This window comes from Azospirillum baldaniorum (assembly GCF_003119195.2).
Classification (GTDB): domain Bacteria; phylum Pseudomonadota; class Alphaproteobacteria; order Azospirillales; family Azospirillaceae; genus Azospirillum; species Azospirillum baldaniorum.
In genome coordinates, this window is the sequence record NZ_CP022253.1 from 842014 (window position 1) to 855411 (window position 13398).

The window sequence follows — 13398 nt, forward strand, 5'->3', positions numbered from 1 at the left end:
CGAACAGGAATTCCCTGTTTCCGATTGGCGTCCGGATCGGTTGGGCGTGCCGCAAGGCTGAAAATGTCAGCACGGGAGTGTCCGGAATTTCGTGCTCGGCGGGGCGGGTTGAGTATCAGGCGTTCATCGCCTTTGCGAACCGCTCGCCGAAGATGACGGCCATCTGCGCCTTGGCGGCCGTCCATTCGCGCGGCGGCATCTTCCAGTCTTTCTCGGCGCGGTTCAAGACGAGAAACAGGAGCTTCAGGGCCGCCTCGTCATTGGGGAAGTGGCCCCTGGCGCGCACCGCCCGGCGCAGCTTCGAGTTCAAAGCCTCGATGGCATTGGTGGTGTAGAGGATGCGCCGGACCTCGCGGGGGAAGGCGAAGAAGGGAATGACCTCCTGCCACGCCCGTCGCCACGCCTTGCCGATGGCCGCGTACTTTTCACCCCAGGGTCCGTCCTCGAAGGCGGTCAGGGCCGCCTCGGCGGCCTTGTCGTCGACGGCGTCGTAGACCGTCTTCAGCGCGGCGGCGATGGTCTTGCGCTCCTTCCAGGACGCGAACTCCATGCTGTGGCGCAACAGGTGGACGATGCAGGTCTGGACGATGGTTTCGGGATAGGCGGCGGCGATCGCCTCGGGAAAGCCCTTCAGCCCGTCGACCACGGCCAGCAGGATGTCCTCGACGCCCCGGTTCCTCAGCTCGTTCAGCACGCGCAGCCAGAACTTGGCGCCTTCGTTCTGCTCGATCCACAGGCCCAGCACCTCCTTGGCGCCGTCGGCGCGCACGCCGATGGCCACATGGATGGCCTTGTTGCGCACCAGGCCTTCGTCCCGGATCTTGACCCGGATGGCATCCAGGAACACCAGCGGGTAGATCGCCTCCAGGGGCCGGTTCTGCCACGTCGTCACCTCCTCGATCACCGCGTCCGTCACCGTGGAGATCAGGTCGGCCGAGACCTCGATGCCATAGAGTTCCCGCAGATGCCCGGTGATCTCCCGCGTCGACATGCCTCGCGCGTACATCGAGATGATCTTCTCGTCGAAGCCGGGGAAGCGCCGTTGGTACTTGGCGATCAGCGCCGGGTCGAACGTGCCCGTCCGGTCGCGTGGAATGGACAGGTCCATCGACCCACGCTCGGTCAGCACCGTCTTGCGGCCGTAGCCGTTGCGCCGGTTGCCACTCTCGTCACCGGCCAGGTGATGATCCAACTCCGCCTTCAGCGCCCGCTCCGTCAGCGCCTTCTTCAATTGGTCGAGCAGGCCGTTCGGATCGAACGCCGTCTTGGCGTCAGCACCGGCCAACAGCTGGTCGAGGATTGCGTCCGGGATGACCGGCTCTTTGCGTCGTGCCATGCAGGGGCTCCTTTCGCTTCAGGATAACCCCGCCGAGCACGAAATTCCGGACACTCCCGTCAGCACCAAACGGTATCCCCGACGCCAGCCCACGTCACCGCACCAGCCGCATTTCCCTGTATTTTCCCTGTTGAACAGTGGAACGGTCTCGGACTCCGACCGAACCTGTCTCTTGTCGGCCTTGTCGGGGTCAGGGAACCTCGCCTCGAACTTGGCCCTCCGCCAGTTTTTCCTGCTGACTTTGCTGTGGTTTCAGCAGAGGCGAGATGCCGCCGTGCTTCCGGATGGTTAGGCTTATACTTCCCCAGACATCGACCCTGTAGAAGGGCTCAAGCCGCACTGTTTGGCCGGCCTGCGCCCGCTTTTCTCCGCCGGTCCGTGATTGACTTCCCTTTGGGGCGCGAAAGGTTACTCGCTTGCCGTGGCGCTGTCTGCCGGTTCGGGGAAACCCCACGCATGACCGGAGCCGTCGCGTTCCCGCCAAGACCACGATTGCCCCACAGCGCCGTCCAAGGTTGGGCAATTGGTGCTGTTTCCCGGATCGGGATATGATCAGCGGGAAGGGAAGGCGAGGAGCCGGCGCTGCTGCTCCCCGCGCAGGATGGCGTCGACGAGGTCGGGGGCCAGAAAGGCCAGCCTCAGGATCTGGCGGATGTAGGCCTTGGTACAACTGGCTTCGGTGGCCAGCTCCGACACCGACGCCACCTGAACACCTCGATAAACCGCTCCTGAGTTTGACCTTGGACACCCAACCTCTGTCCGCAGCACCGGATCATCGGTGGACCAGGGGCGATCTCTTGCCCCATTCGCCTCCCTGTGGCACGCCGCCGCCAAAGTCCCCCGTGTTCATCCTCAAACTTCACAATGGAACCGCAGCATCCAATAACATACAATGATATGCACAACAAAAACGCTTACCTCGAAGAGATATCACTCATTATACCTCCCACCAAATCCCAAATAATTCCCGATTGACCACGTATTTTGACAGCGTATCATATGAATGAAAATCACTTACCCTTGGAGATGATTTTGAATATTCAAATTTTTGAGGTTTCTTAAGGCATCATAAATAATGATTCATGGTAAATTCTGAATTTATGAAACATTATAAATAGTATTTAAAATTTGATTGTCCATATACCACCATTATAAAAACAATATGGAGGGTGATCATGCGTGATTTTGGTCATGGCACACGCTCCGGAACCCAGAAACCAAAGCATTACGTTTCTGCTCGGCGATTGCCATGCAGAGAAATATCCGAAGCCTGCTGGAGATCGGCGGCTTAACCCTCGTCGGGCTCTCTCGCCCTGCATCGCAGCGAGCAGGAAAGTCCATTGGCCAAGCTGCCCGAGGTCAACGGGGAACTTAGGAAAACTCAAACCCTGGCCGCGCTGAAAACGGCCGCATCGTGCTCGCGGAACTGCGTCACGCGTCATGGCGCGTGCCCTGTCCGCTAGGCGGCGCCGAAACCTGGGCAGGAACGTCCCGGGTGCACCGCTCAATCGCCAATTCGTTTCGGTATCTGGCGGGAAGTGAAGGCTGGCACGCCCACCCGTCGTCGGCCAGGCCGACCGCGCATCGACGCGTTGATTGAAGGACCCCGGCCCGGGAGTTCGCCGGATTTCCTGCACGATGGCAAGGTGGCCGGCGACCAGCCTGGATTGGCCCCGCCGGCGAAAGAAAACCAGAAAAGATCGGGAGGCATCATGAGCACCATCGAGTCCGGCGGCCCACAAGAACAGGACGGGAGCGCGCAGACGCGCGCGCAGACCCTGCTGCGGGAGGCAACGATCCCGCTTGGCGAAGGCGTCGCCGGACGGCGCCCGGCCCGCTACGCCGTGAAGCTCGACGGTGTGGGCGGAGCCGGAACGCGACCGGAGGAATTGGCGGCTGTGTTCAGCCCCGAGCCCGTGCGCATCGAACCGCTGTCGCCGAGCGATCCGGATGTGTTCCTGCTGGTGTTTCCGCATCGCAGCTTTTCGTCGGACACCACCGCCGTGTTTGAACTCGGCTATCTGATCGACGACGTGCCGGGTGTATCGGCGGCGGAGCCCGACATCGCCACCGACTTCTACCCGGACCCCGATCAGCCGAGAAGGCTTGGCGAGGAGAGCGCAGACGGCTTCATGGCGGGTTGCTGGGTGGGCGAAGACAGCGGGCTGCCGGACGCCCGCTGGGCGCTGAAGGCCATCCGCGCGCCCGAAGCCTGGGCGTGGTCGGACGCTCAGGGGCGCCCGTCGCGCGGGGAGCGGATTGTGGTGGCCCAGCCGGACACGGGGGTCGTCCGGCACAAGGAACTCGACCTGGAGCGGCGTGTCGCCTCCTTCGATGTCCTCGACCGTGACCGCGATCCCGAGGATCCGCTGAACTACCGGGGCAACACCGGGCACGGCACGGCTACGGGCAGCGTCGTGGTGAGCGGAGGAAGCAACGCCATGTCGGGGTGCGCTCCGCGAGCGTACCACATGCCGATACGCTGCATCGAGTCGGTGGTCAGAGTGTCCCAGGTGCCGGTGGCGCAGGCGATCGATTTCGCCGTCGACAACGGCGCGCACGTCGTCACCATGAGCCTGGGCGGGCTGCCGTCCTTCACTCTGGCGCGGGCGTTGGCACGCGCGGTCGCCGCCGATGTGATCGTGATGGCTGCCGCCGGCAACTGCGTCGGGACCGTCGTATGGCCGGCCCGCTACGACGCGTGCATCGCGGTGGCGGGGGTCAACAAGGATGACCTCCGATGGAAGGGCAGTTGCCGCGGCTATGGTGTCGACGTGTCGGCGCCCGCCGAGAACGTCTACCGGGCCCGGCCCGACGGTGCGTCGCCGACCGTGGAAAGCTCGGCGGTCGGCCAGGGTGAGGGCACCAGCTATGCCGTCGCGCTGACCGCCGGGGTGGCGGCGCTTTGGCTCGCGCATCACGGCCGGGCCAACCTCGTTCATCAGGCGCGCTTGCGCGGCGAGACGCTCCAGGACATGTTCAGCAGGCTTTTGAAGGCGACCGCCCGGCGACCGCCGGACTGGGACGCCGCGAATTTCGGCGCCGGCATCGTCGACGCCGAGGCCCTTCTCAAGGCTCACTTCGACCTGGGCCGTGGGCGCGAGGGTGCCTTCACCGTCTCCATTGATCCGGCTCTCCCGGTGCGGGCGCTCGTCGCCGAGCGGCTGGGACCGACCGCCGTCGACCGGCAGCTTGACTATGACCGGTATGGCCCGGAACTGGCCTTCCATCTCCTCGAAGAGGCCAGGGGGCGCCCGACGCCCGGCGGTGCGGAGGAAGCCGGTTCCCTCGGCACGCCGCCCACCGGCGATCTGCGCGACGCCGTCACCAATCCTGAACTGCGCGCCCATCTGGAACGCCGAGCCTGAGATCGGAGAGAGACCATGCAGCACAACCACCTTCTGCCGGCCTCGACCCTCCTCGGGGCGATCGCCCGGCGCCATGGCACACCGTCGGGGAACGGGACCGTGGAAGGTCCTATTGGCTTCGACCTGGAAAGCGCGGACGTCGCGGCCGAGGATCTGCCGCCGCCCGACATTGTGACGGATGGCTTGGCGGACACGCTGGACCGGCTCCCGGCCGATGAGATCGCCGATCCCGTGACCTTCGCCCGGGCCCGCGATCTCCTCCTCAAACAAACGACCCGGACCTTGACCAAGGTGCGTCAGTCGGGCTCGAAAGCCGTGTTCACGCCCAAGGAACTCTCTTCGATGGAGGCGGTCATCAAGCTCGACGGGACGCGCCCGTCACTGATGCTCCGCGACGGCGAGGTGCCTGCGAACCACCCGTTCCTCGGGACCTGGAAGGACGAGGTCAAAGGCGCAAGCTACGCGATTGCCCGCACCGCCGCCTCTGTTGGGCGGATCGAACCCAAGCGCGGCGGGCCGGCAAACTATTTTGGGACCGGGTTCGTGATCGACCATGGGCGCGGGCTCGTCCTGACCAACCGGCACGTGCTGGAGGCCATGTGGCGACGGCTGCGCGATGTCATCGACCTGAAGAACGGACGCTTCACCTTCCTCGACGGCGCGTACATCGACTTCGTCGGCGAGGTCGGCTCGATGAGGCGCAACCGCTTCAAAGTGGTCGAGGCGATGGCGGTCGGCCCCGACGCCACGGGAAACGAACGGCTGGACGCCGCCGTGCTCAAGATCCGCCCCCTGACCACGGACGAAGCCAAGGCGGAACAGCAGGTGGTCGGCGACGTCCCGCGAGCGGTCCCGCTGTCGAACGAGCTGGATGGTCCACTCGGGCATCTCACCTCGTTCTGCGTCATCGGCTTTCCCGGCACCATTCCGCCCCCGGCCGAACGGCAGGGAACCGAGGGCAAGGTCGATTGGCAGTGGGTCGCGTATGAGCTGATGGGCGGGCGCCACGGCGTGAAGCGCGTGGCCCCCGGCATCGTCCACAAGCCGCTGGGCTCGCTCGAGGACGACCCGAAACAATGGTGCTTCGGCCACGACGCCACGACGCTCGGCGGCAACTCCGGTTCCCCGGTGCTGGCCTGGAAGGAAAGCGGCGAGCCGGCCTTCGGCCTGCACTTCGCCGGCGCGACCATCCAGACCAACTACGCCCACGCTTACGGCCCGATCCACGACGAGGTGCTGAAAACCGTCGCGACGCTGTGAAACCCAACACAGCCCGGAACTCAATCAGGTGAGCAGCATGGACCCGATCGACGAAGCGATCGATGCGCTGATGCGGGCGATCGTCAAGGCCGGGATCACCCCGGAAGCGTTCGGCAGCTCCTTCGACCGGGTCCGGCCGACGGACGGCAGCGTGCCGCGTTACGCATCGATCCGCGCCGCGAGCCAGAACGACGAGGCGCTGGCGATGGAAAGCGCCGCCCGACGCGCGCATCAGAAGAGCTTTTTCCTGCAGTTCTCCGACCAACTGACACGCCGAATTCCCATGGCCGAGGCGGAGCGCGAAGCGCTCGCCTCCGGTGATGCCGTGAAGACCCTTGTGGGGGAGCACCAAGCCATCTTCCAGGACGAGGGGCTGCAGGACGTGGCGTGGGCTCGGGTCGTGACGAAGGTGGCGCCAGTCACCGCGCTCGTCCGCGACCACGGAACCGCTCCGGCGGCGCGTGGCACCGGATTCCTGATCGGACCGGATCTTCTCCTGACGGCGGCGCACGTGGTCTGGTCGCTTGTTGATTACGATGTAGTTCCGCCGAAGGAGCATGCTGATTCATCGACACGGCTGACGGTCGAATTCCACGACCCGCTCCTGGCCGATTCGCTGGGACGGCCCCGCGTGGTGCGCGTGGTAAGAAAATGGCTGTTTGCCACCAGCCCACCTTGCGGCAAGCCTCCCAACCTCACCTTGAACGATGTGAGCCTAGCCAAGGCCAATCTGGATTTTGCGCTCATCCGGCTCGCCGAGCGGATCGGGGACGAGGTCCCCTTCCTCGACATCGCAGATCCGCCAGCGCCGCACAGCCGCGACAGCATGGCGATTGTCGGGCACACCGGCGGCAGCGCCTGCAAGTTTCACGTCCATTGGCTGAATCTCTACGAACAGGACTCGCAGCGCCTTCAGCACAAGGCAAACACGGCCAGCGGCATGTCCGGCGGGCCGTGCCTCACCGTCGCCGGCCGCGTGCTGGGACTGCACGAAGGGGTGGCCCGCGACAACGGAGGGGTGGCGATTTACAACCGGTCGGTTTACCTGGGACCGGTTTATGCCAAGCTGAAGGCCGCTTTTCCTGCGCAGGCCCGCGTCCGGTTGAGCTGGCTGTCCGACGAGGACGGGGCGGAGCCGCTGCGCCGGGTGTTCCGAAACGGCGGGCCGCCCGGCAGGACGCGCCACCCGGTCTTCGGACGGGCGGAGTTCCAGGAATGGATCGACGAGGCGCGCGCACCCCGCACGGCGAGGCCGGTGGCCCTGATCTCCGGCGCCGACGGTGCTGGCAAATCGTTCAGCGTGGCGATCCTGCGCAACAAGCTGCGCGGCAGCTCGGACGTGCTGGTTCATTTTCCGCCCGAAATCTGCCGCAGCATCCGGATGATCGAGCTGCTCTCGCGCCTCTTCGCCTGCATCTCCGATCCGTTTCCGCGTCTGCCGGACACGGCGGGGCTGCGTCCCGAGGCCGGCATCCTGCGGCACGACATCGTACCGAACGCCTTCGATGAACTCGAACGGACGGTGCTGCGCGACGGCGACCGCCGGCTGTGGGTCTCGGCCGACTTCGGCCGCGACCAGGGCTGGCTGTCCGGTTCCGCCGACACCTGGACCGAGTTCCTCTCGCAGGCGGCGAAGCGGCCCTGGATGAGAGTTGTGGTGATCGGCATCGCGCCGTCACGGCAGGCCGACTTTCTGACCCTCCTGTCATCCCCGGAACGTCCCTTCACGGAACAGATCCGGCACGTCGACGCAGCGCTGCTGGCGGACTTCGTCAACTCCCAGATCGCCGGACAGCTCGACACGGAGGACAAGGCGCACATCCGGGGACGGCTCATCGACGAATGGACCGCAAGGGCGGCCGGCATCGCCGCCGAGAAGACCACCATCGAAGCGGTGCGGTGCGCCATCCGCTTCAAGGATATCATCACCCAACATGGGAGGGTCTCATGGCCGATGCGGTCCCCATCGAGCCGGGCGATCCCCTGCGAGCGGCCGAGCTGAAAGACGCCCTTCTGCAGGCGATCACGGACCTGGGCCGACCGGCGCCCGCCGGGGCGGCGCCGTCCGCCGGCCCGGCGATGGCCGGCAACGACCTCCGCTTCGCGCTGGCCGTGCGGGGCCCGGCAGACCCGAAAGCGCTGCTTCCCAAAAACCTGGATGAGGCCGCGCGGCTCGACCTGCTGGATACGGTCGCCGTCGACTGCGATACCGGAGCCGGGACGAGTTTGGGCCAGTGGCTGCTGTCGGATGCGGCGCGGCGCCGGGAACTCACCGCGCGAAGCCCCGACGAGATACGCCAAGCCCTGGAGCAGGTCCCACCGAACGATCCCATCGCCACGGCGCTGCGCCATCTGTACCGGGACGATCTTCCCGACCTCGACGCCCTTTCAGCTGCGGAACTGCGCGCCCTTCTGTCGGTCCTCCCGGCGGTCACCGGCCTGATGCCGGGAGTGCCGCAGCCGACCGAGCTGCACCGCCGGCTGGCGAAGGCCCAACGCCGGGAGAACTTCGAGAACGTCGTCAAGGATGGGTTTGTCGGTCGCGACAGTGAACTGCGCAGCGTTCTCAGCGTCTGCATACGCAGCGACGCGAATGCCGGCGACCGGTTCGGTTCCTGCCTGGTCTGGGGAACCGGGGGGATCGGGAAGTCCACCCTGATCTCCGCGGTGATGCTGCACCTTCTGGGCGAGGATGAGGGGATACCGGGACCTTCGGCAGCCCGTCCCGATGGGGCGAGGGCGATTGTCGTGCATCTCGATTTCGACCGCAGCGACCTCGATGTGATGACGCCCATCGGATTGTCGCTTGAACTGCTCCGACAGGCCGGGCTGGGGAATCCGGGGCTCGATGCGATGCTCAAGGAACGGCGCGAAATCATGCGCGCAGAGCTGCACGCCGGGCTGGACGGAGCGGGCCGGGTGGCACTGGAAGCCGCCAGCACGCCGACAGTGTCAGCCATGCACAACGCGTTGGAATGGACCGTTGGCCGGGGGCAGGCGCTCGTGCTGGTGTTGGACACCTTCGAGCAGGTGGAGGCCGCCGGGCCGCCGGGGCTGGAGTCCCTGGATCGCTGGATCGATGACCTGCTTGAGGTGTCGGGGGCTCTGGCGATCCGGCTGGTCGTCGCCGGCCGGACCGATCCGACCCTGAACGGGACGGCCAAAATGTTCCAGCGGTTCGGCCATGTGACGGAGATTCACCTGGATGACCTGCCGGAATCGGCCGCCGTGCCGTTCCTGACCGGATCGGGCATGTCGCGCGCGCGCGCCAAAGCGCTCCACAGCGCGCTCGGCGGCAATCCGTTGGTTCTCCGCCTGATCCGGAAGCTGGCCGCCAATCGGCGAAAAGTGGAGGAATTGCAGGATCTTGCCGACGATGTGCAGGAGGGGAAGATCCCCAAGGACATCGTCCAGGGCATTCTGTACGACCGCTTCCTCGGCCACATCCACGATCGGGAGGCACGGACCTACGCGCATCCGGGTTTGGTTCTGCCCGAACTGACCCCCACGCTGATCCGGCAGATCCTCGCCCCGCTGAAAAGTCAGCGTGCGATGCCGGAAGGGCGGGCCGAGGCCATCTTCAATGCGCTGGCGGAGGCGTCGTGGCTGGTGCGAAGGGAGGGGGATCGTCTGATCCAGCACGCCGACGTGCGGCGCTTGATGCTGCGGTTGATGGCGGCCGATCAGGGACGTGCGGCAGAGGTGCGCCGGGTGCGCCAGATGGCGATTCTGCACCACCATGGAAGGCTGGAGACGGAACACCGGGCTGCCCTTGCTTATCACCTGCTCATGGATGCGCGCAGCCGGGAGGATCTTGAACTCCTGCAAGGGATCGACCTGTCGGGGTGCGGGCACTTCCTGCGACGGTACCGGGAGGATCTTCCCGTTGTCGCGAAGACGTTCGTCGACGTGGTGGACTTCAGCGCCGCTCCCGGCCCCGGCGGGCTCCGTGTGACCAATAGCGCGTCGGTTTCCGCGGACAGGGCGGTCACGGATCTGCCCGACGGCCTGTGGTGCCAATTCATCGCCTGCGATGGCGGAGGCGAAGGGGACCGTCTGGTCGACCGTACGGACCCTGGTGTTGCGCTCGAACTTTGGCGGCGGCGCCCGGTTGGACCTCCGGGACGGCCGCCGACGTTTGTCCTCCAGGCGCTTGCTGAAACCGCCGAATGGGACACCGACGAGGTCGATCTCGCCGCTGTCGTCAACGACCTGCACCTCCGCATGAGCGAGCAGGTTCCCCCGCCGCCGCCCCTTCTCAGGCGCTTGTATTGGATCTCGCGCCTTGCCCTGTGCAAGGACCCGGACTCCCGGCGGTTCACGGGTGCTCTGCCCGGTTATGGCAAACGGCTCGTCGAATTGATGGGTTCGGCGCTGCGCTCCCCGTCCGCCGACCAGATGACGGCGCTGCCAACGCTGGCCGCGGTCATGGAGGCGCTTCTGGGCGGCATCGACAGGATCATTCCCGACAGCCACTTCGACAATCCGCGGCGCGGCGATGACAGCAACCGGATCTTCCTCCAACGGGCCGTATGGCTGCGCGAGGAATTGTCCTGGCAGGCGAACACCGACAGCCTGGTCGTGCTTCAAAGGAACTTCGCGAAACGTGCGGCCGATCAGCTGGCGCGCGTTCCTTCACCGCCCGGGGATCTGCTGATTGAGCGCCTGGCCGACGCGCAGACCGTGGTCGACGCGACGGATGGTACACCGCTCAGCTCGATGACGAAGGCGTTGAGTGGCCTCCGGTCCGTTGTCGCCATCGACGTGGACGGCATGATTGCGGAAACCATGCCGGGCTGGACGCTGGTTCTGCGGGGGCAGACATCGGAGTTGCACAGGCCCGCACGCCAGGCGCTCGTCGAAGGGTTTGCGGGCGCCGGTCAGGACCGGCTGCGCGAAGTCGCGCAGCGGTGGGCCGCCTTGATGACGATCCGGCCGTTGGAGCTTGAACTCGACGCCATGGTCCGGCGGCTGACGAGGAACCCCATGAGCGGTTTCCTGACCCTGGTGCAGTTCGCCGACCGCGCGCGGGTTCTGGAGAGTCTGCTCCGGGAGGCGCGGCGCTTCGCGCTTCGGCCGCGCAAGATCGAACGCGTGCTGGCAACCCTCGTGGACTGGGACCGGGCCATCACCGGGGGGCGCTCTTCGGACTGGTGGGCGGAGAAAGGGCCGAATGAGGCGCCGGTGCAGACTTCGCAACAGGAATGGCAGATCTGACGGGCCACATCGCCCCGGCATGATCCGGGGCCTGCGGTCCCCACAGCGGGGCGTCGCCTCTGCGCCGCCTCCATGAAAAAGGGGGAGAGAAATGCACAAAAACGCCATCCGTTTCATCGAGAGCACCACGATCGACGACTTCGGGCAACTGGACGCCGTTCCGGAGAGCAGTCTGGAGGCGCCGGTCAGCCTCGATCTGGACAAGTTGCCGGCGGGCGTGGTCTCAGGCAATACGCTGATCGACTTCTCGGCCACCGCGCAGGAAGCGCGGAGCGGCGTCTCGCTCGCGCTCGCCTTCGCCAATCTGGCGGCAACCGCGGCGACCCGGCGAGAGGACGGCGCCGACGAGGACGACTGGTTCGCGGCGTACAAGTCGAACCTGATACAGTTGGGTTTCGCGGTGTCGCAGAGCGCTCTCACCACCTCGCGCTTCCGGAAGCGCAACCTTGCCGTGCACAAGGCGATCATTCCTTTTCTGACCATTGCGCTTGGCGGTGCCGCTATTGGCCCGGTGATCCTCGCGCTGTTGCAGAACCTGGAAAAGCAGGACCCGGAGCAACCCTGGATCACGCTGTTCGACCGGAAGACCCGGGTCTTCAGCGTCCGCGAGATGTTTTTTGCCGCCGTCTCTTCCGATGCGTCGGAGACCCGGATTCGCCATGTCGCGGCGCGTCTGAAGGTGACGGAGAACGATACCAACGTGCTGTTCTTCAAGATCACCGACACCTCGGCCGAATTCGAGAGCGCGACCACGACGATCAGCGTGAACAACAGCTTGCTCGCGGTGCTTGAACCGCCGTTGCGCGATCGGTTGCAGGCGAGGGCCCTCGACATAATCCGGACAGCCCCGATTACGCCCATGTGATGGGAGGCAGACAATGGCGAAGGCATCGGAGACAGGTCTCACCGCCCAGCGTCTTCTGAAACGTCTGGCGCTGCCGGCACCGGTTTTGAGGCTCGAAGGGGCTGGCGGGACGGCCCCGGCCGGGCCGGTTACCGATCCACGGCAGCGGCTTGAGGCGGCGCGTCGGCTGCTTGCCCAGTTGGCGGCGGGCACGCCCGATGTGGACGAGGCGGTCGTCGACCGCATCATCCGCGACGCCGAGGAAGCGTTAAGGAAGCTGGACGGCGATGGCGAGCAGGCCGAACTGCGCACAGGCGAGATCCTCGGGCTGGAGGCGGTCATCGAGTCCGACGGCAGCCGGCCCGTTCTGTTCGTCCAGGACGGCACAATCGACCTCCAGACGCCCGAACTGAACGAGGGGCTGGGCACCTATTGGCGGGAGGACGCCGGGCGGCACCTGAAGAACATCGAGCGGGTCGTCGCCTCCGTCGGGGCCGTGCAACTCCCGGCTTTCAACAACAAGCGCTTCGGCACCGCCTTCGTCATCGCGCCGGGCCTGGTGATGACCAACCGCCACGTTCTCGAAGAGGCGGCCCAACTGGTCGGCGGCGTCTGGAAATGGAAGTACGTCGTGGAGGTCGATTTCCGGGGCGAATACCAGCGCACTGAGGAGCACCGCTTTCCGCTTGGCGAGGTGTTGTTCACAGGACCCGACGCGATCGAACGGCGGGTCGACTTTTCCCATCTCGACATCGCCATCATCCGGGTTGGCGGAGATCAGGGAAAGCTGCCTCCGCCGCTCACCTTCGAACGCTCGGTGGAGCGGGTGGCGGTGCGAGCCGGACCGCAGCCGCCGATCTATGTCGTCGGATTTCCGGCCCAGCCGTTCATCCAGCCGCCCGTCCAGCCGCCCATTCAGCCGCCCATTCAGCCGGACGACGTGGGACAGGCGCCGCCGCAAGCGGGCCACGAATACGAAGAAGTTCTGGAGAGGCTCTACCGGAAGCGATACGGCAGCAAGCGCTGGTCGCCAGGGCTGGTCGATGCCGGCGCGGGACAACTCGCGGAGGATGAGCGCGGCTGGATCATGAGCCACGACGCCAGCACGCTCGCCGGCAATTCGGGCTCCTGCGTGGTGGATTTCGGGGAAACGGGTGAACGGGTGGTGGGCCTGCACTTCGGTGGCCGGCCGAGGGTGGAGAATTGGGCCCATGTGGTCGCGGCGTTGCAGCATCCGCTTTCCGGCGTGGAGGGCATCGAGTGGGTTGAGGGCCCCGTCGAAACGACGACGGAAACGATCAGCGACAATCCGGAGTGCCGCGCCCCTTCCTCGACAGGGTGAAGGCCCGCCCGCGAAACGCATCCGCGAAAGA

General features: G+C 65.8%; 8 protein-coding genes. 6 read left to right on the forward strand and 2 right to left on the reverse strand.

Translation table 11 applies throughout. The features are described 5' to 3' along the window. Positions 1 to 115: 115 nt before the first annotated feature. Together Sp245p_RS04000 and Sp245p_RS34780 are read right to left on the reverse strand one after the other, a co-directional pair. Positions 116 to 1336: an IS256 family transposase gene (locus Sp245p_RS04000; RefSeq protein ID WP_109138360.1), complete on the reverse strand. Its 1221-nt coding sequence runs from the start codon at positions 1334 to 1336 to the stop codon at positions 116 to 118. 552 nt (positions 1337 to 1888) lie between these two features. Next, on the reverse strand, positions 1889 to 2041 hold the full coding sequence (locus Sp245p_RS34780; protein WP_014241429.1) for a hypothetical protein: 153 nt from the start codon (positions 2039 to 2041) through the stop codon (positions 1889 to 1891). 1007 nt (positions 2042 to 3048) lie between these two features. Here Sp245p_RS34780 and Sp245p_RS04005 point away from each other — a divergent pair. The 6 genes from Sp245p_RS04005 to Sp245p_RS04030 all read left to right on the forward strand — a co-directional run bounded on the left by Sp245p_RS04005 (position 3049) and on the right by Sp245p_RS04030 (position 13367). After that, the gene (locus Sp245p_RS04005) at positions 3049 to 4704 is read left to right on the forward strand and encodes a S8 family peptidase (protein WP_014241425.1); all 1656 of its coding nucleotides are present in this window, start codon (positions 3049 to 3051) and stop codon (positions 4702 to 4704) included. Positions 4705 to 4719: 15 nt separating this feature from the next. Further along, complete coding sequence (locus Sp245p_RS04010; RefSeq protein ID WP_014241424.1) at positions 4720 to 5964, forward strand: trypsin-like serine peptidase; 1245 nt, start codon at positions 4720 to 4722, stop codon at positions 5962 to 5964. 37 nt (positions 5965 to 6001) lie between these two features. Continuing rightward, a complete protein-coding gene (locus tag Sp245p_RS04015) occupies positions 6002 to 7966 on the forward strand; it encodes a trypsin-like serine peptidase (protein WP_014241423.1) in 1965 nt (654 codons plus the stop codon). Next, the gene (locus tag Sp245p_RS04020) at positions 7912 to 11181 is read left to right on the forward strand and encodes an ATP-binding protein (RefSeq protein ID WP_014241422.1); all 3270 of its coding nucleotides are present in this window, start codon (positions 7912 to 7914) and stop codon (positions 11179 to 11181) included. Before Sp245p_RS04015 ends, Sp245p_RS04020 begins: the two co-directional genes overlap by 55 nt. A 91-nt stretch (positions 11182 to 11272) precedes the next feature. Next, positions 11273 to 12046: a hypothetical protein gene (locus Sp245p_RS04025; protein WP_014241421.1), complete on the forward strand. Its 774-nt coding sequence runs from the start codon at positions 11273 to 11275 to the stop codon at positions 12044 to 12046. 13 nt (positions 12047 to 12059) lie between these two features. Beyond that, complete coding sequence (locus Sp245p_RS04030; protein ID WP_014241420.1) at positions 12060 to 13367, forward strand: trypsin-like serine peptidase; 1308 nt, start codon at positions 12060 to 12062, stop codon at positions 13365 to 13367. Positions 13368 to 13398: the final 31 nt, after the last annotated feature.